Source organism: Ruminococcus sp. 5_1_39BFAA (assembly GCF_964240875.1).
Taxonomy (GTDB): Bacteria; Bacillota; Clostridia; order Lachnospirales; family Lachnospiraceae; genus Blautia_A.
In genome coordinates this window covers 19755-44473 of the sequence record NZ_CAXSVO010000031.1, presented here as the reverse complement: position 1 = coordinate 44473, position 24719 = coordinate 19755, and the positions used below count along the sequence as shown (strand labels likewise).

General features: G+C 39.1%; 33 protein-coding genes and 2 pseudogenes. 32 read left to right on the top strand and 3 right to left on the bottom strand.

Going from position 1 to position 24719, the window contains the following annotated elements; translation table 11 throughout:
- Positions 1–67: 67 nt before the first annotated feature.
- Positions 68–2359: a tetratricopeptide repeat protein gene (locus ACESZH_RS20500; RefSeq protein ID WP_373218687.1), complete on the bottom strand. Its 2292-nt coding sequence runs from the start codon at positions 2357–2359 to the stop codon at positions 68–70.
- Between the two features lie 192 nt (positions 2360–2551).
- Between ACESZH_RS20500 and ACESZH_RS20495 the strand changes: the two genes are divergently transcribed.
- Positions 2552–2686: a hypothetical protein gene (locus ACESZH_RS20495; RefSeq protein WP_255646893.1), complete on the top strand. Its 135-nt coding sequence runs from the start codon at positions 2552–2554 to the stop codon at positions 2684–2686.
- Between the two features lie 41 nt (positions 2687–2727).
- Here the strand turns inward: ACESZH_RS20495 and ACESZH_RS20490 are convergent, their stop codons facing one another.
- Positions 2728–3336 carry a GNAT family acetyltransferase gene (locus ACESZH_RS20490; protein WP_373218689.1) on the bottom strand — a complete coding sequence of 203 codons (609 nt, stop codon included), beginning with the start codon at positions 3334–3336 and terminating at the stop codon, positions 2728–2730.
- Positions 3329–3514, bottom strand: a complete 186-nt coding sequence (locus ACESZH_RS20485) for a hypothetical protein (RefSeq protein ID WP_278604238.1) — start codon at positions 3512–3514, stop codon at positions 3329–3331. The genes ACESZH_RS20490 and ACESZH_RS20485 overlap by 8 nt, the downstream gene beginning before the upstream one ends.
- Positions 3515–3808: 294 nt before the next feature.
- On the opposite strand from ACESZH_RS20485, the gene ACESZH_RS20480 reads away from it, so the two are divergent.
- The 31 genes and pseudogenes from ACESZH_RS20480 (at position 3809) to ACESZH_RS20330 (ending at position 24718) form a co-directional block, all read left to right on the top strand.
- Positions 3809–5569 (top strand): recombinase family protein, encoded by a 1761-nt coding sequence (locus tag ACESZH_RS20480; protein ID WP_373218690.1) that lies wholly within the window; start codon positions 3809–3811, stop codon positions 5567–5569.
- Positions 5570–5713: 144 nt separating this feature from the next.
- Positions 5714–7120 carry an RNA-binding domain-containing protein gene (locus ACESZH_RS20475; RefSeq protein WP_373218691.1) on the top strand — a complete coding sequence of 469 codons (1407 nt, stop codon included), beginning with the start codon at positions 5714–5716 and terminating at the stop codon, positions 7118–7120.
- 402 nt (positions 7121–7522) lie between these two features.
- Positions 7523–8956 carry a hypothetical protein gene (locus tag ACESZH_RS20470; RefSeq protein ID WP_373218692.1) on the top strand — a complete coding sequence of 478 codons (1434 nt, stop codon included), beginning with the start codon at positions 7523–7525 and terminating at the stop codon, positions 8954–8956.
- Positions 8957–9476: 520 nt separating this feature from the next.
- Positions 9477–9851 carry a GNAT family N-acetyltransferase gene (locus ACESZH_RS20465; protein WP_373218693.1) on the top strand — a complete coding sequence of 125 codons (375 nt, stop codon included), beginning with the start codon at positions 9477–9479 and terminating at the stop codon, positions 9849–9851.
- Positions 9852–9877: 26 nt separating this feature from the next.
- Positions 9878–10405, top strand: a complete 528-nt coding sequence (locus tag ACESZH_RS20460; protein ID WP_373218694.1) for a DUF1697 domain-containing protein — start codon at positions 9878–9880, stop codon at positions 10403–10405.
- Complete coding sequence (locus ACESZH_RS20455; RefSeq protein ID WP_373218695.1) at positions 10402–10557, top strand: hypothetical protein; 156 nt, start codon at positions 10402–10404, stop codon at positions 10555–10557. Before ACESZH_RS20460 ends, ACESZH_RS20455 begins: the two co-directional genes overlap by 4 nt.
- Before the next feature lie 9 nt (positions 10558–10566).
- Positions 10567–10932 carry an ACT domain-containing protein gene (locus ACESZH_RS20450; RefSeq protein ID WP_373218696.1) on the top strand — a complete coding sequence of 122 codons (366 nt, stop codon included), beginning with the start codon at positions 10567–10569 and terminating at the stop codon, positions 10930–10932.
- A gap of 197 nt (positions 10933–11129) precedes the next feature.
- Positions 11130–11486 (top strand): annotated as a pseudogene (locus ACESZH_RS20445) (phage tail tape measure protein); the annotation flags it as partial.
- Positions 11487–11488: 2 nt separating this feature from the next.
- Positions 11489–11851: a hypothetical protein gene (locus ACESZH_RS20440; protein WP_373218697.1), complete on the top strand. Its 363-nt coding sequence runs from the start codon at positions 11489–11491 to the stop codon at positions 11849–11851.
- A gap of 80 nt (positions 11852–11931) precedes the next feature.
- Positions 11932–12306 (top strand): DUF3795 domain-containing protein, encoded by a 375-nt coding sequence (locus tag ACESZH_RS20435; protein WP_373218698.1) that lies wholly within the window; start codon positions 11932–11934, stop codon positions 12304–12306.
- A gap of 49 nt (positions 12307–12355) precedes the next feature.
- A complete protein-coding gene (locus ACESZH_RS20430) occupies positions 12356–12805 on the top strand; it encodes a SufBD protein (protein ID WP_373218700.1) in 450 nt (149 codons plus the stop codon).
- Positions 12806–12831: 26 nt separating this feature from the next.
- Positions 12832–13185 carry a TIGR04076 family protein gene (locus tag ACESZH_RS20425; protein WP_373218701.1) on the top strand — a complete coding sequence of 118 codons (354 nt, stop codon included), beginning with the start codon at positions 12832–12834 and terminating at the stop codon, positions 13183–13185.
- Positions 13186–13236: 51 nt separating this feature from the next.
- Complete coding sequence (locus tag ACESZH_RS20420; RefSeq protein ID WP_373218702.1) at positions 13237–13749, top strand: GNAT family N-acetyltransferase; 513 nt, start codon at positions 13237–13239, stop codon at positions 13747–13749.
- 29 nt (positions 13750–13778) lie between these two features.
- Positions 13779–13955 carry a hypothetical protein gene (locus ACESZH_RS20415; RefSeq protein WP_373218703.1) on the top strand — a complete coding sequence of 59 codons (177 nt, stop codon included), beginning with the start codon at positions 13779–13781 and terminating at the stop codon, positions 13953–13955.
- A 67-nt stretch (positions 13956–14022) separates the two neighbouring features.
- Complete coding sequence (locus tag ACESZH_RS20410) at positions 14023–14436, top strand: hypothetical protein (protein WP_373218704.1); 414 nt, start codon at positions 14023–14025, stop codon at positions 14434–14436.
- Positions 14437–14540: 104 nt separating this feature from the next.
- The gene (locus ACESZH_RS20405; RefSeq protein WP_373218706.1) at positions 14541–14867 is read left to right on the top strand and encodes a type II toxin-antitoxin system RelB/DinJ family antitoxin; all 327 of its coding nucleotides are present in this window, start codon (positions 14541–14543) and stop codon (positions 14865–14867) included.
- A gap of 1 nt (position 14868) precedes the next feature.
- Positions 14869–15450: a Fic/DOC family protein gene (locus ACESZH_RS20400; protein ID WP_373218707.1), complete on the top strand. Its 582-nt coding sequence runs from the start codon at positions 14869–14871 to the stop codon at positions 15448–15450.
- Between the two features lie 83 nt (positions 15451–15533).
- Positions 15534–16124, top strand: coding sequence for a DNA-3-methyladenine glycosylase I (locus ACESZH_RS20395; RefSeq protein WP_373218708.1), 591 nt, complete (start codon positions 15534–15536; stop codon positions 16122–16124).
- Positions 16117–17421, top strand: coding sequence for an MFS transporter (locus tag ACESZH_RS20390; RefSeq protein WP_373218709.1), 1305 nt, complete (start codon positions 16117–16119; stop codon positions 17419–17421). Before ACESZH_RS20395 ends, ACESZH_RS20390 begins: the two co-directional genes overlap by 8 nt.
- A gap of 496 nt (positions 17422–17917) precedes the next feature.
- A complete protein-coding gene (locus ACESZH_RS20385; protein ID WP_373218710.1) occupies positions 17918–18466 on the top strand; it encodes a DUF3795 domain-containing protein in 549 nt (182 codons plus the stop codon).
- Positions 18467–18485: 19 nt separating this feature from the next.
- Positions 18486–18923, top strand: a complete 438-nt coding sequence (locus ACESZH_RS20380) for an ester cyclase (RefSeq protein ID WP_373218711.1) — start codon at positions 18486–18488, stop codon at positions 18921–18923.
- A 3-nt stretch (positions 18924–18926) separates the two neighbouring features.
- Complete coding sequence (locus ACESZH_RS20375; protein WP_373218712.1) at positions 18927–19376, top strand: GNAT family N-acetyltransferase; 450 nt, start codon at positions 18927–18929, stop codon at positions 19374–19376.
- Entirely contained in the window at positions 19361–19789 is a 429-nt protein-coding gene (locus ACESZH_RS20370) for a GNAT family N-acetyltransferase (protein ID WP_373219962.1), read from the top strand. Before ACESZH_RS20375 ends, ACESZH_RS20370 begins: the two co-directional genes overlap by 16 nt.
- Positions 19735–20277, top strand: coding sequence for an N-acetyltransferase family protein (locus tag ACESZH_RS20365; RefSeq protein ID WP_373218714.1), 543 nt, complete (start codon positions 19735–19737; stop codon positions 20275–20277). The genes ACESZH_RS20370 and ACESZH_RS20365 overlap by 55 nt, the downstream gene beginning before the upstream one ends.
- A gap of 13 nt (positions 20278–20290) precedes the next feature.
- Positions 20291–20818, top strand: coding sequence for an AAA family ATPase (locus ACESZH_RS20360; RefSeq protein WP_373218716.1), 528 nt, complete (start codon positions 20291–20293; stop codon positions 20816–20818).
- Positions 20799–21464: a FadR/GntR family transcriptional regulator gene (locus tag ACESZH_RS20355; RefSeq protein WP_373218718.1), complete on the top strand. Its 666-nt coding sequence runs from the start codon at positions 20799–20801 to the stop codon at positions 21462–21464. The genes ACESZH_RS20360 and ACESZH_RS20355 overlap by 20 nt, the downstream gene beginning before the upstream one ends.
- Before the next feature lie 120 nt (positions 21465–21584).
- On the top strand, positions 21585–22214 hold the full coding sequence (locus ACESZH_RS20350) for a CatA-like O-acetyltransferase (protein WP_373218719.1): 630 nt from the start codon (positions 21585–21587) through the stop codon (positions 22212–22214).
- A gap of 436 nt (positions 22215–22650) precedes the next feature.
- On the top strand, positions 22651–22866 hold the full coding sequence (locus tag ACESZH_RS20345; RefSeq protein ID WP_373218720.1) for a hypothetical protein: 216 nt from the start codon (positions 22651–22653) through the stop codon (positions 22864–22866).
- 82 nt (positions 22867–22948) lie between these two features.
- Positions 22949–23389: an aminoacyl-tRNA deacylase gene (locus tag ACESZH_RS20340; protein WP_373218721.1), complete on the top strand. Its 441-nt coding sequence runs from the start codon at positions 22949–22951 to the stop codon at positions 23387–23389.
- A gap of 176 nt (positions 23390–23565) precedes the next feature.
- A pseudogene (locus tag ACESZH_RS20335) lies at positions 23566–23847 on the top strand (phage tail tape measure protein); the annotation flags it as partial.
- Positions 23848–23950: 103 nt separating this feature from the next.
- Positions 23951–24718 (top strand): nucleoside phosphorylase, encoded by a 768-nt coding sequence (locus ACESZH_RS20330; RefSeq protein WP_373218722.1) that lies wholly within the window; start codon positions 23951–23953, stop codon positions 24716–24718.
- Position 24719 lies beyond the last annotated feature (1 nt).

Here is a 24719-nt window from a genome sequence, read left to right as displayed (position 1 = left end):
TCGACAGCAAAACCTTACATATCTATTTCTTATCAGAAAGATTCACTTTCCAAAGACACAAGATTTTTTACAGCCTCGCCAGAGCAATTCCGGCTTGTGGATATAATTCCTGAATTTTTTTGTATTTTTCTTCAATCAATTCAGGTTCATCTGCCAATATATCCTCGTAAATTCTTAAGGCTTTTTGAAAATGTTGTTTTGCCTGCGAAATATTTGCAGTGATCAGGCAGATATTGCCAATGGCTTCCTGTACCTGGGCATAATCCAGACAGTGGTTCGAATTATATTCTTTGATTATCTGTGCCAATTTTTGAAGAGTAGACATGGCAAGCCCTGGTTCTTGCATTTCGGTTAATAGGACAGCGTAATTATTAATCTGGGGAATGCTGTCATTGCTATAAAGAAGCTGGTAGTGTTCTAAAAGAAAGATACCTGTTTCCATGTGTTTTTTAGCCAGATCAAGCTGTCCGTTTATTCGGTAAAGCCCTCCAAGATTGGAATGGAGGTTGGAAACAAGGTGTGCATTCTCTTTTGTGGTTTCTTTTATTTGAGCAAGGGCTTCTTTTTCTAATTTTATCGCTTTTTCTGTTTTTGTTTCCATCGTTGCCTGATAATCCAATAGTAAGGCACAGTCCGAAGCAGTTCCGTAAGTACTTGCTTTTACAAAATGCTGTAGTTCCTGGATGATTTTTTTCATGCCCTTTTGATAGTGGTATTTCTCCATATATGGAAAAACATCTTCTAAGAATAACAGGTATTGGGGAACATCATCCTTTTCAATGAATTGGATGATATTTTCTGCTGTTTGAAATAATTTTTTATAATAGCTAACTTCAATGCCATGCATCAAACATATTTTTTGAAGAGAATCCAATAAAATGTGGCAGCTTGTAACAGAAGGTGCGGTCTCGGAAACTGCAATTTCCTGAATCATTGGATGCAGAGAAATAGTATGCCGGAGACTTGACTGTACAAAACCTGTCTCAATTAGATCATTGACATCATTTAAATTTCTTAATTGAAGCCATTCAGCCCAAAGCCGTGCGGAGATACCAGCAGAAGGAAGAAAGCATAGATTACGCATGATTCCCTTTTGCTCATGGGAGAGAGAATAAAGGGAAAATAGGGTGTGGATATGGTAATAGTAGGTTGCGTTACTGCTCTGTCCGTCTTTGAAAGCTTTGATTTTGTCCTCATTTTCGAAAGAAGCCTTTTCTTTTTGAAGCTTTTCTAGTAATTGATGCGGAGCTAAAATTCCATTCTCCAGAAGTTTTGCTGCTAATTCTACGGCGAAAGTATGACGATGAACTGTTGCTATGATTTCATCTACAAGTGACCGATGTTCTTCTGCTTCCGAATAAAAGGAAGATACCAGTTGAAACAGGCTGGATGATTCTTTAATCTCTTTTAAGTGCAGGGTACAGTAACTATCGAATTTGCTTCTTGTTGTAAAAAGAATCTGACAGCGGTATTTTAACATTACGGACAAAAAGGAGTCCTGTGTTGTGGTTGCATTGAAGTTGTCTATGATGATCAAAGTATCATCTTTCAAAGAACGAAGGAAACGGTTGTGTTTTCGGAAACGTTCTTCTTCGGTATCTTCCGGTAAATCATCAGTAAAATCCATATCCGTAACAGACTGATATAAATCTCCGGCATATTCAAAATATAGGATGTTTGTGTAATGCTTTTTATAGTACTTTGCATAGGATTTTGCCAGTTCGCTTTTTCCGATTCCGGCAATGCCATAAAGGAATACCTTGCTGTTTTCTTCCAGCAGAGAATGTAACTCTATTATTTCTTCTTCTCGTCCTACAAAATGACGGCATGGTCTTGGTGTTTCGCCATCCATAATATAATCCAATACCATCGGGGAGAGAGAACCGCCTGCGATTAATTTTTTGTTTTTGGCATCACGTTTAACAAATTGTCGTTCCATGCCGAAAGAAATTAGCTTTGCCAGAAACAGTATTCGTGAATTGACAGATTGGTATAGGGGAGCAAGTTCTGCTTTTTTGGCTTCAGAAATTGAAGAATCCTGGATAAATAAGGTATAAATATCTTGAAGTGTTCTGCTGTAGTCTGCCATTAACGGAAGAATATTCCGGTGTATGGTTTGCGCCAATTTTTCCTGATTGCTTGGTTTTGCATAAAAAGAAGATATTTTGGGACTGATTTTCGCCTGACCTGTCATCCAGCGGCAAACCAGACCATTATCCAGAGTAAATTCATTGTTTTCTGGACTGTCTAAAAAATCTTCAAATATTTCGTATAAAAATTCAGGCTGACTCATCTGATTGCTTTCACTAATTTGGTCTTTTAAATATGTTATTATTGAACTAAAATCACAACGATCCAATAGGCATTTCCTCTTTTCTATTAATTATAATGAGTGAATAAGTATATCATAACACGAACATACATTCGCTTCAAGAAAAAGAGAAATTTTTGATGCACGTTTTTCTCAATTTACGGTCAATTCCAGTTCAATGTTGTTTATAAAAAAATTCTGTAAAATAAGCTCATATCAAAACAACGATAGGAGGAGCTTATGCAACAGAATATTGAATTTGAGCGGTGCATTGATTTTCTGGTACGGATGATTGATAAGTACGGCGATGAAGTCCTCCGGGAGTTGGAGGAAGAAAAACAGAATAAAGAAGAAAAAGAAGCGGCAGTTTCCTGAAATACAAAATGTAAATCAGACTGTCGCTTTTTTATGGATTTTCAGATGAATTTTAAAAGCTGATGCAGAGTGTGTGGCTCATTGTTCTGGGAAATGGTAATACGAGTGTCAAATGGCTTGAAATGATTCTGCGTATAAAAATTCAGAAGAAATTCATTATCTTCGCACTCAAGAAACTCCATAACACCGCCTACGGAATATTTGAGACCAGATATGGTTTCCAGTGCAAAGCCCAGTAGGATGTTTCCAGGGATTTGTTTTTCCTTTGGTAGAGAATAGTTCTTTCCTAACTGCGCAATCAGGTAAGCAGCTGTGTTGTAAGACTGTGTTTCTTCATCCAGAATACTGACACGGGACAGTTTTTTTGCCATCGTCTTACTGATATTTGAAGCTCGGACAGAGATTGGCTTTATTGTAAGGGAAAAATACCCAACCAGTGAAGCGTCTTCGGCACCAAATACCAGATAAGTGATAGACTGATCTTTTTTGGTAAACTCAATCGCATTATGTAATAAAAAGTATTCTACATCGGGGTTTTCAGGACAAGAAAAATCGGAGAGCAAGTCGTAAAGACTTTCCTCTCCGATATATGTCGGTTCGTCTTTATCCAAATATGCCCGAATATTGACGGTAAAATATTTATCAGACATGTTTTTTCTTCCTTTTTGACATTAAAGCTAAGATTTCCTGTGGGTTTGTTAACTGACGTCCGGGAAGTGCCTGCTTTGGTGTGCGGTCACGATCAGCTTCGTCAATTGCTGAGACAAAACGCTTTACGCTATTTGGATTGGATACGACAAAATTATGAGTAATACTTGAAGTAGCCATACTAACACCTCCTCTATTTCTGGCTTTTTGTGTATTTATAGTATATGCAATGTGTGATAAAAACACAATATCAAAAACTGAAATAATTTCTAAATAATTTTCAAGCCGGATATTTATTAGATGCTTTCGGTAAGCGGACGATATTTTGATAATAGATATGCTATGTATCTAATTTAATTATACAATTGACAGAGAAATGCGTCAACACGGAAAATAAGTATTGAAAAGAATTGGAATGAGTACTAAAATAAAGTTGGGACAACAAAACAAGGATACTATATATGGGAGAAGACTATGAAGAATATAAAAATTAAATGTGATATCTATACCAGAGTATCTACAACCATGCAGGTAGATGGATACAGTCTGGATGTTCAGAAAGAAAAATTAAGGCGTTATGCAGAATTTCAAAATATGGAAATTGTAAATGAGTATTCAGATGAAGGTAAATCTGGAAAAAGCGTGGAGGGAAGACCTGAATTTCAGAGAATGCTGGATAATATCGAGAATGGCACAGATGAGATACAGTTTGTACTGGTATTCAAACTTTCCAGATTTGGTCGTAATGCGGCAGATGTTTTGAATTCTTTGCAGAGGATGCAAGACTTTGGGGTGAACCTGATTTGTGTCGAGGATGGGATTGACAGTTCAAAAGATAGTGGAAAATTGATGATTTCTGTTTTGTCTGCGGTGGCAGAGATTGAAAGGGAAAATATCCTTGTCCAGACAATGGAGGGACGCAAACAGAAAGCCAGAGAAGGGAAATGGAACGGTGGATTTGCCCCATATGGCTATGAACTGGTAAATGGAGAATTACAGATTGCAGAGGATGAAGCAGAGGTCATACGTCTGATTTATGATAAATTTATTCATACGAATATGGGAATTGCTGCGATCGCCATATGGCTGAATCAGCATGGATATAAAAAGAAAAAGAGGCAGAATAATACACTGGATGCATTTGCCGCTTCTTTTATAAAAGGCGTTTTGGACAATCCGGTTTACTGTGGGAAACTGGCTTACGGACGAAGAAAGAATGAGAAGGTTTCTGGAACACGAAATGAATACCGTATTGTAAAACAGGAGAATTATATGTTATATGATGGCATTCATGAAGGGATTATCTCAGAGACAGATTGGGAACTGGCACACCAGAAAAGGGTAAAAAATGGAGTGAAATATGAGAAGATCCATAGCTTAGATCATGAACATATTTTATCCGGGATCTTGAAATGTCCGCTATGTGGAAGTGGAATGTATGGAAATGTGAACCGAAAGAAAAAGAAAGATGGAACTTTGTATAAGGATTATTTTTACTATGCCTGTAAGCACCGCCGCTTAATGGATGGTCACAGATGTGATTACCATAAGCAATGGAGCGAGGATAAGGTCAATAATGCAGTTGAAGAGGTTATCCGGAAACTGGTACAGAATCCTAAATTTGAAGAAGCTATCCGAAAAAAAATCGGTTCAAGGATTGACACAGATGAAATTGAAAAAGAAATCAAAAATTTGGAAAAACAGCATCGCCAGTTGACAGGAGCAAAAGCAAGGCTAGGTCAGCAGATGGACAGTCTGGATATTACAGATAAATTTTATGAAAAGAAATATCAGGATATGGAGACACGATTATATCGCCTATATGATGAAATTGAAGGCGTGGAAAATAGCATAGAAGAAGTTAAAAAGCGTTTGCTGAATATCCAGCAGCAGAAAATATCAGAAGAAAACGTCTATCAATTTCTTTTATATTTTGATAAACTATATCATAAATTCACCGATCTGGAAAAGAAAGAATTTCTTAACAGCTTTGTAGAACAGGTGGACATTTACGAGCAGGAGCAGCCGAATGGCAGATTCCTGAAGCACATAAAGTTCCGTTTCCCGGTGTATTTTGGAGACAGGGAAACACAGGAACTTTGTTGGGACAACGAAAGTACCGTTGAAACTATCGCGTTACTTCAGAAGAGCAACCGAAAACGCAAACCGGATTCTTATGTGAAATTGAGTTTGGATATGGAAGATTATTATCGGATTAAAGATCGGGAAAAGTAATGAGGGTTGCTATACCGAATTTGTAGAAATCGATACTGATACATAAATAATAAAGAATAAGAAATAATAAATTTATCACCCACTTTATCACCCACCCGTGCTATAATAGGTGGGTGATAAACTCATAAAGGCAGGTAAATCAATATGGGAAGATCAGACGAAATAGTAGAAGAACTTCGGGAGTATGATTCCGAAAGAGAATGGTTCGAATTTAAAGAAAACTGGTTTAAAGCAGACGAGTTGGGTGAATATATATCAGCATTATCTAATAGTGCAACCATTGCGGGAAAAAAGTTTGCATACTTTGTCTGGGGAATTAATGATAAAAGTCATGAGATAGTAGGAACGAGCTTTAATTGTAATCAAGATGTAAATAATGAACCGTTAAAACATTACCTTGCACGGCAGTTCAGTCCGGATATTAATTTTACATTTGAAGAACTGCTTATAGAAGGGAAAAGGATTGTTCTTTTAACGATTCCTGCAGCGAAATCTGTTCCCACATCCTATGCAAGAGAAAGGTATATCCGTATAGGATCAAGCAAAGAGAATTTAAGAAAATATCCTGAAAAAGAAGCCTTTCTATTTGAAGTACTCAGGCATGGTTTTCCAACAATAGAAAATACTCCGTCAGACTATCAGGAACTTACATTTGAAAAACTGCTTATTTATTATGGAGCTAAAGGCTTAAAACTGAATCAGGATACCTTTAAAAAGAATTTGTCTTTCTATACAGAAGACGGGGAATATAATATTTTGGCACAGTTATTATCTGATAATTCACATATACCAATACGGGTAGCAATTTTCTCTGGCACGACAAAAGCAGATAATATGTATTCCGTGCGTGAATTTGGCAATCAGTGCCTATTGTATTCATTGGATGAGGTATTGCGTTATGGTGACGTGCTGAATATCATTCAGGCAGATGAAAGGGAACGTGTTGTTGAGAGAAAAGAAGTTCCGTTATTTGAAAACGATGCTTTTCGTGAGGCAGTGATTAATGCCTTCGTCCATAATAAATGGGTCAGTGGGAATGAACCGATGATTACAGTATTTTCTGATAGGATTGAGATATTATCCCGGGGTTCCCTTGCACCGGAGCAGACGATGGAAGGGTTTTTCGCAGGAGAATCTGTGCCGGTAAATAAGAAATTGTCAGAAATATTTTTGCAGCTTCATATTAGTGAAAAAACTGGACGGGGTGTACCTAAAATTACACAGAAATATGGAAAAGAAGCCTACGAATTCAGAGAAAATTCTATTGTAGTTACAATTCCATTTAATTGGATTAATGTTATGGGCGATAAGGTGGGTGATAAAAAGAGCAATAAAGTGGGTGATAAAAATAAAGAATCATTCCTGAATCATACACAGACCTGTATTTTGGCAGAAATACGGAACAATCCCAATATTACAAAGCCACGTCTTGCGGAGATACTGAAACTCGGTAAGACTACGATAGATAAAGGAATAGCGGTTTTGAAGAAATATGGATATATAGAAAGAGTAGGTTCTAATAAATCCGGTTATTGGAAAGTACTGAAATAAATTCGGTGAGATGACATTATATGTGAGAGGTGTGATTGATAAAAATTTTTCAGGAAGAGACTCATCTTGTCTATATGTTCTTTCTTAATGGCAAAATGTAAGAATGTTTTTCTGCGAACTCGTTAAGATGTCTATGGAATGGTGGAAATTGAATGGGGTGGCATGAGTCGCCTGCGATATTATCTGTCCCTATAAAGATGCGGAGGAATGTGTAATGATGTATTATGAATGAAATTTGAGAAGACGATGGAACTCGAAGGTGTGGATTGCAGATTATTAAAGATAAGGTTTGAATTGCATTTAAAGTATGTGCATAGTGGTAAAAGGGAACGTACATGAATTGTCAGGACTTTGGATATAATGAGATTCTGATTGAATTACATAAGAAGCGGAGGAATGTAGATGTTATTATTTTCAACGATTTTGGAAATTAATGATTCCATGACAAAAGACGCTTTTATTCAGCTTGCGATTGAATGGAATCAAGGTAGCCCGCATACGGAAAATGTTATACAGGGTATAAAATGGAATGGGGAACGAAACATACGGTATGGAACAGATTCCCTTTGGCTTGCTATCGAAGAATACCGTAATCAGAATATTATAGCTATACGATATGAGAAAACAGAGTCAGATGGTGTTGTCTGGGATACTGATTATGTGATGAATTTCAATGACATGAAGATGTCTATACGTCTTGATCGGAGTTACCTGGAGGAAGCACTTACAGTAGACCCATCTTTCTCAACACCACATTTTATTACATTATTAATTGAAAAAGGATATCTTAAGTTGGACGGGGATTTGCCAATATCACGGGATCCAATTCTGATATCAGAGGATAACCTTGAAATTCTTGTGGATGTCATAAATGGTGAGAAGAAATACCGTCTTCCTGTAGTGTACATATCCAAAACTTTGCATGATGAAGATCCCATAAATGTTCGAAGAATTGCAGGACGACTGAAAGGTGTTGCACATGTTCTTGTCGAAAAAAGTTTATGGCTTAATGATAGAATCCGGAGGTTATGTGACAGCAAGAATGAGTACTACGGGGCAATAGGAATATATTATCCAAATCAAGCAATGGGACATAGACGGTATCGCTACCGTGCATATGAGGGTAGTGATGTCATTCTTCTTGAGAAGATTATTCGTAATGTCATTCAATATAGCAATGCACAGCTTGTAAATACGCTGTATACTTGGCAAGGTGTCAGTAACGCATTGTTACGAGATCGTTTGAATAGTCAGCGTGCTGAACGATTGGCTGCCGAAACAGCAAAGGAGCAGGCTAAGTCTGAAGCAGATGCATTAATTGAATCTGTAGATGAGGAACTACAAAAACTGCAAAAGCAGGTAGAAGATCTCACTCATGTCAATGAGTCATTATTATATGAAAACCAGGGACTTCGTGCCAAAATAAATGGTACTGATGCAACACCTGTTTTATATCTTGGTGACGAGGATGAATTTTTCCCGGATGAGATTAAAGAAATGATTCTTGTCGCATTAGAGGAAAAAATGGCAAAGATTGATTCAAAAACAAGGCAATTTGATGTCCTTAGAGATATTATTCACAGTAATGGTGGTTGTCAGCATAGCGCTGATAAAAAGGCACAGGAATTGAAAGCAGCGTTGAAGGGATATAAGAATGTGTCGGGTTCACTAAGACAGCTTCTTTCTGAAATTGGTTTTATAATTACAGAAGAAGGTAAGCATTATAAACTGACCTATTATGGTGATGGGCGTTACTGGACAACAATTGCGAAAACACCAAGTGATAACAGGTCTGGAATGAATGTAGCCTTAACTATTATAAAGAATATGCTTTAATAAATCATAGAAGATAGATGTGTCATAATGTATCATAATTGAATTAGAACATATGGGCGAGGAAAGTTATAGAATTCGGTTGCTCAACGAAAAGACAGTTGAAACAATTTGTAAACTTTCCCGGAAAGCCCGTTAAAATCAAAGGGTTTCGGCGATTTGAGGTTGATATGTTCGTGTGTTTTCTGTTTGGTGGGACGGAAAATATGTTTCCGTGGAATAGAAAAAAGAAAAAAAGATGTAATGGCTGGTAAAACCAATGCCTATTATATAGTTAATGAACTTGTATCGAAATGGGAGCCTATTTTTGAGAAACCTAGCAGAAATGAAATGGATGTATGGATACAGAGTTAAATTCCAGTATGTCGAGGAGGGTTTGCTTGAAAAATACGGTATGCGATTTGGATAGAAGTGAAGTAAAACTTTACTTCCGACATACTTTCCGGCAAAACCTTATTATTTTGTCCTGTAGTATAAAATTCCCGTCTCAGGGAATGATGAGTGCATTCTGGAGGTATATAAAATGTATCGAAAAGCAACATTGAATGATTGCGAAAAGGTTTATAATTTGATTTGTGATATGGAATGTAAGAGGCTTTCATTTGATAGATTTTATTCAATATATCAAGAGCAGATAAAAAATGAACATTATTATTGCCTTATTTGTGAGCATGATGATAATGTAATTGGAGTTTTGAATTTAAGATTTGAGGAGCAATTACATCATTCGGAATGTATTGCAGAGATTATGGAGTTTGCTGTTGATGAAGCTTATAGGAAACAACTTCGGCAAGATACCCACCGATTTTATTTAAGAGAAGGAATGCATAATTTCCATTTTAAATTTTCAAAGTCATTGGTGGGAAACGATACAGTCCAAAACGCAATTGGAACGTAAAATTCCAGTTTGAAAGGAGCAAGAGTATGCGGATGATCGCGCTTCTTCGGGGAGTGACACCAACTGGAAAAAACCGAATTCCGAAAATGTCATACTTGGCAGAGTTATTGACGGATGCCGGGTTTAAGAAAGTACAGACCTATATACAGAGTGGTAATGTCCTTCTTGATACCGATTTGCCTTTAAAAGAAACGGCAGATAAGATTCATAAAGTGATACAGGAGAATATTGGTGCTGATCTGGTCGTAATTCTGAAAACGAAGGAACAGTTAGAGACTGCTTCAGAAGAGAATCCGTTTGATGAAGTTTGTGATTTTTCCAGAATCCATCTGGTTTTTACGAATGACCGGATTGATAGAGAAAAACTTGCTGTTTTAGAAAATACCGTTTTTGAAGGGGAGGCTTTCAGGAGCGGCACAGAATGCCTGTATATGTACCTGCCGAGAGATGCTGCAAAAAAGAAGCTGAACACCAATTATCTGGAACGAAAGTTGGGAATTGTTGCAACGATGCGGAAACTGAATGTGGTGAAGCATCTAAAGGAGATCGGATGAAAAAGATTGAAATTTATGAACCCTGGTTCATCCTGTTCTTTGGGCTGTTTCATCTGCACCGGATTTGGGGGTTGATTGACAGGGATTCCTATGCGGATTTCTGTCTTGGCATTCTTCTGCTGGAAAGAAGAGTCAAGTGTAGAAATGGATAGGGAGATAAAATGGAAATAGAAACGATTGATTATAATTTTTCCGTGTGTAAAGTGAAAGATTATTCATTGGTAGATGTGGAACGGGAATTCTGCTTTATTGGAAGAACAGACGAAGAAAAGTCATTGGTGTGTATAACGGAAAATGTTCCGCAGAATACAATGGAGAGAGATGATGGGTGGAAAGCATTCCGAATACAAGGGATTTTGGATTTTTCCCTAATAGGGATACTGGCAAAGATATCGTCTTTGATGGCAGAAAATAGGATTGGTATTTTCGCTGTTTCCACCTATAATACGGACTATATTTTAACGAAAGCGGAAAATTACAGCAAGGCAATAAAGGTGCTTTCTGATGCAGGATATCAGATTGTTTAGGGTAAGTTTTTAAAGAAGTTTGGAAGAAAAAATAAATAATGGTTACATAGCACTTGTCATAGCGGCAAGTGCTTTTTCATGTTGTACGGGAGCCAGTGAAGGCTCTTTTTTTTTGTGGAGGAAAGGCAGGTGGGAGTGTGGCATCCTGAATCCAGGGCATTACAGTTGAGATCGGCGTGGATACTACGAAGCTCTCCACTGTGCCGGATGAAGGCCCGCTGACCGATTACGAGAACTGGATGCCGGACTTTATGAAGGGGCTGGCACAGGGCATTGAAAAAAGTAAGGGGTTGGTGAAACAGGCAGTGGAAGGTGTGGCTGCGGATATGGTCATCAGCCCGAAGGTGTCAGCAATGGAAACGGCGCAGATGCAGGTTTCTTTCATGGATTCCATCCGGCAGATGGTAAGCGGAATACAGGAAATGTTTGCGGGGATGCAGAATAATGATAATATGGGGACTATCTGCATTCCGGTCTATATCGGAGGAACGCTTTTGGATGAAGTGGTGGTGAATGCACAGGCAAGGCAGAATTTGAGGTCAGGAGGGAGATAGGAATGGCATTTATACAGTATTTGACATTTGACGGGACGCCGCTTCCTCTGCCAGACTCCTACGAGGTACAGATGGCGGATGTGGAAGCGGATTCCAGCGGTGAGACGGAGGCCGGGACAACCCAGAGGGATGTGGTGCGGCTTGGCGTGGTGTCTATCCCGGTCACGTTCTCTGTTTCACCGAAGTGGCTGAAACTTCTGACGGGGTTTAAGCAGAAGGAGAAGATCACAGTGAAATATTTTGATACGGAGACATTGGAAATCAAACAGGCGGAAATGTTTATTGAGGGGTATAAGGCAAGCCTTGTGAAAGATACGTCCTATAAAGGGTTGTGGAAGGTGAGTTTTACATTGCAGGAATTTTAAATAGTAGATGATTGCTGAAAGGATGTTTGTTATAATGGAAAGAAGAAAGTGAGATTTATTGAGATTTGCGGAGGTGTTTTATGAAACGGGAATTAGGAATTGCAAGATGTGGACTTGCCTGCTGTTTGTGTTCTGAGAATACAAACTGTCACGGATGTAATTCAGGGGAATGTCCCGACAAAGACTGGTGTGAAAACAGGAAATGCTCAATAGAAAAATGCTACGGTCATTGTTATGATTGTATGGAAGATTGCAGAAAAGGTTTGCTGTCCAAAATAAAACCATATGGATTTACTTTATTTGTTAAAAGATATGGAGAGCAAATGCTGTTAGAGTGTTTAGAACGTAACGAGAAAAATGGTATTATATATCATCGTGAAGGTATCATTGGCGATTATGATGAATTTGATGATGTTGAAAAACTAATCATGTTTATTAAAGACGGTAAGCGATAACTTCCAGCTTTTGGAACGGAGCTAATCCGAAATTGTAAAGGAGAAGATTGTGCCAGTTAATATAGCAGAAACGTTTGAATTGTTGTTTGATAAAAATAATAATATCGCATATAAAGCATTACAGGAGTTGCAAAAAGAAAGTGAAAAAACGAATTGCGTTTATGCTTATATGGATAGGCTAGGCGATATGCTTGACAATGATAATTCTTATATTCGCACAAGGGGGCTTGTGCTGCTTGCCTATAATGCGAGATGGGATATAGATAATAAGATAGATGAGATTATTGACGAATATTTGAAACATATAACGGATGTTAAGCCGATTACGGCAAGACAGTGTATAAAGCTGCTGCCTATGATCGCAAGGGATAAGTCGGAGTTAAGAAATGATATTTGTTCGGCGCTGCAAAAGGCGGATATATCTTTTTATGAGGATAGTATGCAGCCATTAGTTTATAAGGATATTCAAAAAGTATTGAAAGAAATACATAAATTATAAAAATCAAAAATCTTTAGAGGGCGATTATGAAGAAGTGGTATGATGAGGAATATGAATTTGAAATTGAAGTTACCGGTTTTTTAAGAGGCGATCATACAGAACGATATTGCCGTAATGGGGAAGAAATCGGAGATAAATACACATGTACTTATGGCTGTCCTGTTAATAAAGACGGATATGGAATTTGCTCCAAAGCAATGATGATGTTGTATCCGTTAATGGAAGCCGTCAGAAGCGGGGGCGATTTGGAAAATCTGGGCGGTGATGGGAAATACAGCAAAACAATTGTCTGTCCGGATGGCTGCGTGATGTTCCGGCTGACAGCGAAACCGCTTGGAAATGAGAACTTTCATAAGGGCGGCTTTTGGAAAGAACCTTGATTTTCTGTCTATAGAGTGGATTCACGGAAATTGGAAAGTGGGATAGGGAATATGATACTTGAAACAGAACGGCTATACCTGCGGGAAATGAACCAAGGGGATTTTGAAGCTTTATGTAAGATTTTGCAGGATGATGAAACAATGTATGCCTATGAAGGGGCATTCAGCAATGAGGAAGTGCAGGAATGGCTTGACAGGCAGATTTCCCGTTACCGGAAGTGGGGATTTGGTCTGTGGGCAGTTATTTTGAAAGAAACAGATGAGATGATTGGACAGTGCGGGCTTACCATGCAGCCATGGAAAGACAGGGAAGTGCTTGAGATCGGGTATCTTTTTAACCGGATGCACTGGCATACGGGATATGCTGTGGAGGCTGCAAAAGCCTGCAAAGAATATGCCTTTGAAATACTGAAAGCAGAGGAAGTCTGTTCGATCATCCGGGACACGAATACAGCTTCCCAAAAGGTGGCTCAAAGAAACGGGATGTGTGTAAAAGATAGCTGGACAAAGCATTACCGGGATGTAGATATGCCGCATGACAGATATGTTGCTGTCCGTGGATGATACCTTATCTTAAAAAATAGGAAAGTAAAATGGAAAAAATAAAAATATCGCAGATTTGGGATGATGCGGAGCTAAAAGAAAAATCGGAAATAAATAATTATGGCAGTCTTTCCAGATATGCGAACCCAGGGAAATGGGGACAGGAGAAAGATGCACACGAGAAAGCTGTAACAGAGAAGTATAAAAAACGGAATAAAATGCTGTAAACAGAAGCGAAGCACTTTATATGGAGACATATAGGGTGCTTTTTTGTGTGAAATTGGAGGTGTTTTCATGTATCCGGTAAGCGAAGCGTTCCTGCAGGCGGTGCAGGAGAATACCAGAAAGTATTACTGGACAGGGACACGGTTCCTTGGGTATGATACCAATGAAGCTGGGAAGCTGGTGGTGAACCGGAAGCAGGCGAAGATCGTGCAGAGACTTTATATGGAATTCCTGCATGGCAAGACTACCGATTATATCAAGCTGATTTTCGAGAGGGAAGGCGTAGTAAATTGGAATGGCAGCACAAAGTGGCAGGCCACCACGCTTGCCAGTATGCTAATGCTGGCGAGGTTCCGGGCGTTGGACTTTATGGAACTAACGGAACATGCACAGCCCATACAGGAGTTAGATGTTGATTTGATGCTGCGGACACTGGATCATATCAAAGTGTATGAGAGCGGTGTGGTGGTCACGGCGGGATGAAAAATATCTTGGCTGGCTTTTTTGATATAAACATGGAGAATAAAGTTTACAATGTAATGACAATGTTGTATAATAAAAGTACCAAGTATCGAGGAGGAATGAATATGGCAAATACATCATTGTTACAAGTCAGGACTTCATCAGAGGATAAGGAGAAAGCATCGGAGATTCTTGAAAAGCTGGGAACGAATTTATCTGCTGTGGTAAATATGATGATAAAGCAGATTATTCTTACAGAGAGCATTCCATTTGAAGTGAAAATAAATCATTCAGCATATTCAGCGGCAGAGGCAATCAGGGAAGTGGAAGCGACTATGGCGTTTGAAGGCATGGATTTGAACGGAGAAGATATCCGAATGCTGCGCGCCTATAAAAATGGAGAGATTTCGGGAGACGAGTTAAGAAGCCGGATATTAAGTGAGGTCAGATAAAATGCCGGATCGTATATACTGTTATCCGGATTCCGATGTTTTGAAAAACAAAATGGGAGTCAGGGATTCCGAACGATTGAGCCAGTTGGAAAGACGGCTTACAATGCTGCGTTTGTTGGAACTGATAGACAAACCAATCAGGGGAAAGTTCGATTTGAAACATTTGCAGGCAATCCATAAATATATTTTTCAGGATGTGTATGAATGGGCAGGGGAAATCAGAAAGGTTGATATCGCAAAAGGAAATATGTTCTGCAATGTCAGATTTCTATCGGGCCAGGCAGCAGAAATCTTTGGAAAATTGAGAGAAGAAGATTACCTGCAGGGATTAGAGGAAGAAGATTTCATAGGTCGGCTGGCATATTATTTTTCAGAAATTAATGCCTTGCATCCCTTCCGTGAAGGAAACGGCAGAAGCCAACGTGAGTTTATTCGATGCTTAGCGTTGTATAATGGGTATGTGGTGAATTTCGCAAATGCGAGTAAGGAAGAGATGATGAAGGCGAGTGAGGATTCCTTCCTATGTGATTATAGAGCGATGGAACAGCTATTTAAAATGTGTATCAGGAGAAAAGGATGCTAACTTTCTCTGCTTTAATTTGGTAAAGTGGGTAAAAAAAGGATGTAAATAGTGTACAATAATGGAAAACATTTGAGGAGGTTTTTATGGAGCGATGCAGTTGGTGCCTTGACGGTGGTATTGTACAAAAATATCATGATGAAGAATGGGGGATTCCTCTTCACGATGATAAAAAGCATTTTGAATATATTTCCATGGAAGTTATGCAGTGCGGATTAAACTGGACAATGATGCTAAAAAAGCGTGACATTTTTCGAAAATGCTTTGCTGATTTTGACTTTCATCAGATCGCGAAGTATTCAGAACAGGATATTATCAGGATTATGAGCGAAGATGGTATGATAAGATCCAGAAGTAAGATAGAGGCTATTATAGGAAATGCAAAGGCGTTTCTCAAGATTATAGAAGAATATGGAAGCTTTGATGATTATATATGGTCCTATTCCAATTATGAAAGCCTGATTTATGTTAAACATCACAATGGCCAGGGAGAAGCAAGCAATGTGTTGTCAGATCAGATAAGCAAAGATTTGAAAAAAAGAGGGTTTAAATATTTAGGTTCTATCACAGTGTTTTCTCATTTACAGGCCTGTGGAATTATAAATGACCATTCGCCACAGTGCTATATGTATAAGAAATTGATACATATGGGAAATGTGAGGTATATCAATGACTAAAAGAAGAGAATCCCATATCAGAGATTTCGCATTACTGTTTACAGGTCAAACGGTTTCACAGCTTGGAACAAGCATGACCAGTTTTGCATTGATTATCTGGGTATATACAAAGAATGGTCAGGTTATGGCCTCCTCTTTGCTTGCCATTTGCAGCGCAATACCATATCTGACCGTGAGTCTGTTTGGCGGTGCTATTGTAGACAATGCAAATAAGAAAAAAATCATGCTGATCTGTGATTCGATTGCTGCTATATGTTCATTTGTCATTTTAAGTTGTTTTATGAGCGGTATTTTAGAACTTTGGATACTATGCATGGTAAATATGGTCAGCGGTTTTATGAATGCTTTTCAAAACCCAGCATCGCAGGTGGCAATATCTTTGCTGGTTGATCCAAAAGACTATGCAAGAGTTGGAGGAGTACAGTCTGCGGCAGGTTCGATTGTGGGTATACTGACGCCGATTCTTGCAGCAGGGCTTCTGAGCATTGGAGATCTGGGATTGATCATTGTTATAGATTTGGGGACATTTTTATTTGCATTTATAACATTGCTGCTGTTTGTCAGAATACCAGATATTGTAAAGGAAGACCGGAATGCAGCTTTCCATGAAATTATAGGAAGCATAAAGGAGGCAGTTTCCTTTTTGAAAGCAGATCAGGGAATTTTGATACTGCTGTTGATGTATAGTGTACTGGAATTCATGGGGGCAGTTTCTTTTGACAGTATGTATTCTCCGTTGATTCTTGCCAGAACAGATAATAGTGAGATGGCGGTCGGAATAATATCTGCATTTATGGCTGCAGGATGTCTGGCTGCAAGTATTATGCTGACAATTATGAAACAGTCCAAAAGAAAATTATCAATGATGTATGTGGGAAGTTTTATGTGTCTTGCTGGAATCACTTTATTTGGTATGGGGAGAAATATGGAGGAGTGGTGTGTGACCGTATTATTTGGATGCTTTGGATCACCAATTTATTCTACCTACCAAACGGTTATATTACGGGAAAAGGTACCTGCCTCTATGCAAGGACGGATATTTTCTCTGCAGGGAATGATTACAGGGATGCTTGCTCCTGTTGGGTATTTGTCAGGTGCATTATTGGCAGATCATATCTGTGAACCGCTTATGCAGAAAAATGGTAAAGTACAGCAGTTTTTATCTGTGTTTGTTGGACAGGGAAAAGGTTCTGGCATTGGATTAATATTTGTTGCGGCGGGGCTCACTGGTATTCTCTTTCTTGTAATTTTAAGTCAAAATAGAAAAATAAAGGAATTGAATGATATTGAAATATAAATAGAATAGTATTCGCTTATGCAGAACGGGTGGTAAGAAAAAACTACCAGCTTCCAACGGGATATGAAGATGGAATTCATTGGTTGCATTTTAGAAAACGATAAGTTAACGTGTATCTGTTGAAATGTATGGTATGTGATTTTGATATAGATGGGGTAAAGTTTCTGGTCAGGACACACTTTCCTGCAAAACTCTATACTTTCGTCCTATAGTATAAAAATCCCGTCACAGGGAATATTGAAACCGTCTGCCTGCTTTCAAAGAAAGCCCGGTAATACGGGCAATTCCGGGCGTATAGGAATGGTATGTGGCTGTGTTATCAGTTTGGTTGGACTGGTAGCACAGCCATATTTTTATCCCTGGGGTAAAAATAGTAAGGGGAATGTATTTTTTAACAAAACTCATATCCAATATATCAGTAACATGATATACTGAAAACAATGAGGAATTTGGGTAGGACCAAAAGACGGGCAGGGCCTTATGGGGAGGGGACATTTTGAAGGATTTTACAAGATCAGATTTATTGTTTTCTTTGTGTGGATTAAATTGCGGACTGTGTCCTATGCATCTAGATGGGCATTGCCCGGGATGCGGCGGCGGTGAAGGAAACCAGTCCTGCAAAATAGCCAGATGCAGCCTGCAGCATGGGAATCCGGAATATTGCAGCCAATGTCAGGAGTTTCCATGTAAAAAATATGAAGATATTGATGGGTTTGATTCGTTTGTCACTCATCAAAACCAGAAAAGGGATTTGGAGAAGCAGCAGGAAATTGGCGTAGAGGCATATCGAGCGGAACAAGAAGAGAAAATTCGTATTTTAGAATGGCTGCTGCAAAACTGTAATGATGGGCGGAAAAAGACTTTTTTCTGCGTGGCTGTAAATCTTTTGGAATTGGAAGATGTGAGAAACGTGAAGGAGCAGATAAAATCAGATGAAACATTTGGAGAACTATCATTAAAAGAAAAGGCTGCTTATGTGACCGGGCAGTTTCAGAAGGCGGCAGATAAGCAGGGTATTGTGTTAAAACTGAGAAAGAAAAAGTAATTTTTCCTGGGAGGTCGTGATGGATAGAAAAGAAATCGTGAAATATTTTTATGAAGTTGTGGTGACGAATCATTTGTTGGAAGAAGTGGGTCAATATGTGTCTGAGGACTGTGTACTTAAAAATGGAGAAGAATTGATTCTAATAGGAATTGAAGGAATGAGAAGCCATCTTATTGCAGTAAAGAATACATATCCCGATTATTCTATGAAGATCATCAGGCAGTATTGTGACGGTGATCATGTTATCTCTGAGTTTATCATGGAAGGGACACACAAAGGAGAATGGCTGGGAATGAAGCCTACGAATAAAAAACTGGCCTTCACCGGGGTAGATATAGACAAAGTGGTTGATGGGAAAATCGTGGAGCATGGGGGAGCAGTAAATACATTTGAAACGTTGTTTCAGGAAGGGCTTATAAAGCCTGAAGATTGTACGGATAAATCAGGAGAAAATTGAGAAATGCTTGAGCCTGATATAGAATTAAAATTGGCAGATTGTCCGGAACAGGTGGCTGCTATTGTAAAGGAAACAATACAAAAAATATATCCTCACTATTACCCGTCAGGTGCAGTGCAGTTCTTTCTTGATCTGCACAGTGAAGCAAGGATTGAAGAAGGGATGTCCTACGAAGAAATCTATCTTGCGATGGTACAGGGAAACATCATAGGAACCGGGAGCATCCGGAAGAATGAGATTTGCAGATTGTTTATTTTGCCGGAATATCAGGGAAAAGGATGTGGAAGCATATTGATGGATTTACTGGAAGCACGGATTTTTGAAAATTATCCAAAGGTTCACGTAGACGCTTCTTTCCCGGCGGAAAGTATACAGCAGGCATCAAATATATTTTTACAGACGGGAAAAATGCTGATTTTGTTTTATTATGCGGAAAATTGGACGCATTTCTGAACCAATTGGCAGGTGGGGAGGAGAATAGGACAGAATATATACCATACAACCTATTGGACGACATTCACGATGTAGTGATTGCCTATGACGGAACAATACCTGTCGGATGTGCTTCTTTTAAACAGTATGACAGCCATATAGCAGAGGTAAAAAGAGTTTTTATACAGGAAGAGTACCGTGGTAATGGCATTTCAAAAAGAATAATGCCACTTTTGGAAAAACAAGCATTGAAAAAGGGATACGAAGCGTTCATCTTAGAATCGGGGGAACCTTTGATTGCGGCAATGGGTTTGTACAGAAATCTGGGATATCAGGTAATTCCTAATTATGAACCTTATGTTGATATGCAGGAATCTGTTTGTATGAAAAAGGAATTGAATATCAGAATAATAGAAGAAAGTATTCAGATCTAACAGCAGATGAAATAGAAATTCGTCTGATCAAACCGGAGGAGTACCCGTTGCTGAAAGAGTTTTTGTATGATGCAATTTATCTTCCGGAGGGTGCCGCGGCGCCGCCAAGGGAGATTGTAAATCAGCCGGAGCTTGCGGTGTATATTACGGATTTTGGACAGCCGGATGATTTGTGCATGGTGGCGGAAGCATGTGGTCATATACTTGGCGCAGCGTGGACAAGGATATTAGCAGGAAAAGTAAAAGGATATGGTAATGTGGATGACCATACACCGGAGTTTGCTATTTCAGTAAAGAAGGAGTTTCGGAGGCAGGGGATCGGAAGTAAACTGATGCAGGAAATGATTGTACTGTTGAAAAACAAGGGATATGAAAAAGTTTCTCTTAGTGTAAATAAGGATAATTATGCATATAGGATGTATCAGAAGCTGGGTTTTCAGGTATTGCGGGAGCAGGATGAAGACTATCTGATGGTGCTGGCATTGTAGGAATAAGAAGACTATGAAAAATGTTTACTTAATAGGCGGAACTATGGGAGTTGGAAAAACTACCACCTGCCGGATTTTGAAAAATAAACTTCCGAACTGTGTTTTTCTTGACGGGGATTGGTGTTGGGATATGCGTCCCTTTCAGGTAACACCGGAAACAAAGAAAATGGTAATGGAGAATATCTGTTTTCTGCTGAATCAGTTTATTCGTTGCAGTGCATATGAAAATGTCATATTCTGCTGGGTAATGCATGAACAGGCAATTATTGATGAGATTTTATCAAAATTGGAAACAGGGGATTGTTTGGTACATACCATTTCCCTGATTTGTGATGTGGACAGTCTAAGAAAACGTCTGCAAAAGGATATAGATGCAGGTATCCGGTCAGAGGATGTGATTCAGAGAAGCATTGCCCGGATTGGTTTGTATGAGAAATTGGATACAGAAAAAATAGATGTTTCCCATATAACACCGGATCAGGCGGCGGAAAGAATTATAAATGGAGAGAGAGGAAAAACGGATGCAGAAGAGACTGTCTGACAGAGTGGCAGATGACATTCTGACAATGATTGTGATAGAGAAAAGGTTTCTTCCGGGGGAGAAACTTCCCAATGAAATGGAACTTTCTGGTGAATTGGAAGTCAGCCGGACAACGCTCCGAGAGGCATTCCGTATTCTGGCTGCCAATGGGGTTGTGGAAATACGCAGAGGCCTTGGAACTTTTGTACGAGAAGATTTTGAGATTGACAAGGGAGGCGTCCCATCTCTGGCTGATATAAAAACGGATATCCGGGATCTGTATGAGATGAGGCTGATTGTGGAGCCGGAGGCGGCATATTATGCGGCAATGCGGGCCAGTGATGAGGAAATCGGACATATCCTGCGTCTGGGGCAGCAGATAGAAGAGGAGATTGCTGGTGGGAAAGACAGAACAGAAACAGAGAGAAATTTTCATAAAGCGATTGCAAAGGCAACCCATAATGAATTTATGACAAAGCTGCTGCCAGTTATTTACCAGGCCATTGATAAAGGGGTGCAGCTTTCCAAAGAGAAGAGCAAAGCAGTTTCAGATACAATTCAGGATCATAAAACAATTATGGAGTTCCTGCGGATGAGAAATGGGGAGGGAGCAAGAAGTGCTATGAAAATCCATATCCTCCATGCGATGGAAGAATTGAATATGTAATGATTGGTGGCGGTGTGAGAGCACTGCCATATTTTTTAATCAAAGACAGCATACAACATTATTGACAGCATACAACATGAAAAGTATAATTAAGAAAAAAAGATGATACGGAGATCAAATATGGAAAAGAGTTATCAGGTGATTGACAGGAAAACATGGAAAAGGAATATGCATTGCCAGATTTTCCAGAATAGTCTGGAACCGCAGTATTGCATCAGTCTGGAATTGGATATTACAAATTTCCTGAAAATGGTGAAAAAACGTAACTACTCTTTTACCTTTGCATTTATTTATGCGGTATGCAAATGTGCCAATGAGATTGAAGAGTTCAGGTATCGTTTTCTGGATGAAGAGGTTGTCCTTTATGATACCATACATACTTCCTTTACTTATCTGGATGCAGAAACGGAACTGTTCAAATTTGTAAGTGTACCGATGCAGGAGGATATGGAGACATATATAAAGGCAGCAGAGGAAAAAGCGAAAAATCAAAAAGAGTATTTCGTAGCTCCACCGGCAAATGACGAATTTTCTTTTTCTCCCTTGCCATGGATTTCTTATACGCATATATCCCATACAATTTCGGGAAACAGAGCGAATTCTATACCATTGTTTGACTGGGGAAAGTTTTTTGAACGGGAAAGTAAAATAGTCTTGCCGTTTTCAGTGCAGGTACACCATTCTTTTGTTGACGGAATCCATGTAGGAAAATTAGTTGAGAAGCTGCAGGATTATCTGAATAACTGTTAGAAAGCCAGTCTGATATTTTGTGTCGTTGTATTGACAAGCAAATATATCCAAGGTAAAATGAACACAATTTAATATTTGAAACCGTAGAATAAGAAGAGTAGCAATGGCAGAGGATTTCCAGAGAGCTGTCGGTGGTGGGAGGACAGTGGTTCAAGTTATTGTGAATGGGCTTATGAGGGCAACCCGAATTACAGTAGGCGTTGACGGAAACTCTAACCGTTATGATGAGAGCATATGTTAGTATGTGACAATTCCACACAGGTGGCTTGCAGATTTTTACTTCTGTTCCTTTGGGGCAGGAGTTTTTTTATTGGTGAAAGGGGCTGGTTTTATGGACTGTGATTGGTGGTGGAGTCGTTCGGTTGTCAGAAAATAAGGAGGAAGTGAAAATGGCATTTCAATTAAGCAATGTAGTTCCATGGGGTATCAGTTTACGATGCTTGGATACGATTTCCATATTCAGTCTATTACGGAAATGCTTAGAGTGTGCAAAGAGGTAAGGATATTTCCAGTAGTGGATTTAGATGCACAGAAAACAGGTTTAATAGAAAAAGTCATTGAATATTTCAGACAACATTATTCTGTAGAGATTAGAAAAACAGAATACGAATTCCAGAAAGGCGACAATAAAATGCTGATTATCAGGAAATAAATTTTGATACAAATATATAACAGGGGCGGAGAAGCCTGACTGGGGCTTGTCTTTCCTTGTAACTATGTTGAGGAGGGCTATCATGTTCACGATAACGGAATTAAATGATTATTTAAAGGGTGAAGATGCAGATTTTGAGCTGATTAAACAGGATGCTCCGATTCTATCAATGCAGGATGCGGAGAAATACTTTGATACGGATTTAGCGGCGCCCGCATTGATAGTACAGACTGAAAAAGGGTTGATGTTGTTAATAGCAAGTGGTATGAGAGGAAGACTTGATTTAAAAAGACTTGGCACAGACTTAGGACTATGCAAATTAAAACTGGCAGATAAGAAAAAGATTGAGAAGTCAACAGGATATAAGGTGGGGGCAATTCCCTTGATCGGAATTGAGTTGCCATGTATTTTTGATGAACGTTTATTAGAAAGTGATTTTATATATGGCGGTAGTGGGGATGCGTTGTTCACACTGAAAATAGCATCTAAAGATGTAAAGCGGCTAAATAATGTTATGTTTTAATTGAATGTGAAAATAGTCTTGAAATATATCCAGTGGTAAAAGCTATTTCGGGTTTTACCGCAAGGTAAAGAAAGGAAATGAGCATTGTTAAGAAGATCGGGATTGACGGGCAGGATGCCGGGTGTCCAGTATAGCAAGATAGTGGGGACGGTAGTTGCTGTCTTCTTTATTGGACTGTTTACAGCACGATTGTGTCCGGTTTCAATCAGGCGGTCAGCTTTATCACGGGGCTGGCTTCCAGTGCTTTCCGGTGGGGAGCTGACCTGATCGGCGGAATCGTGAACGGTATCCGAAGCTGTATCGGAAATGCGATCAATGCGGTGTCAGATGTGGCAAACGCCATTCGTTCCCACCTGCATTTTTCCGTGCCGGATGAAGGCACGCTGACCGATTATGAAAGCTGGATGCCGGACTTTATGAAGGGGCTGGCTCAGGGGATTGAGAAGAGTAAAGGACTGTGGAGGTATCATTCACTTTGAAGGAATTTTAAATAGTAGATGATTGTTAGTAGGATGTCTGTTATAATGAGAGGAATAATCGGGATTTGAGGAGGTAAAAGACATGATATTGAAGAATAAGTATCCCATATGTGAATTTGATACCAGTAAAGATCCGCTTATTCAACCAGCGAATTTTTTGGCTAAAAGTCTTCCTGAAAGATGTGTTATTACCTTTTTTAGGAAGGAGCTGGATCGATTTGTTGCGGAAAACAATCTTCCTGTCATCGGTTATCTTAACTCAGAAGTGTTTGACATACCTGTGTATGAATATGTATATGGTGCAGATAGACTTTGTATTACGATGGCATTTTGTGGTGCGCCTGGTGCGTCTGTAACGCTTGAAGAACTACATGCTATGGGCTGTGAAAAGTTCATAATTTGTGGGGGCGCAGGGGCATTAACAAAGGACAGTAAAGTAGGAGAAATCATTATCCCAGTCTCTGCGGTTAGAGATGAGGGAACATCCTATCATTACTTAGAACCATCCCGCGAAATTGAATGCCATAAGGAGACAGTTGAGATTGTTGTTTCGTGTTTGAAGCAGATGGGGATTCCATTTACAACAGGAAAAACATGGACAAGCGATGCTATATACAGAGAAACCCCTGATATGATTGAATTAAGACGAAAAGAAGGATGTATAACTGTGGAAATGGAAGCGGCAGCTTTTTTTGCGGTGTCTCAATATTATAATATTCCGCTTGCCCAGTTATTATATGCTGGTGATGATGTAAGCGGTGAGGTGTGGGATTCCCGAAATTGGAACATGCAAAAGAATATACGGTATAATTTAATTTCCACTGCAATTGAAATTGTAAAGAAATTGTAAT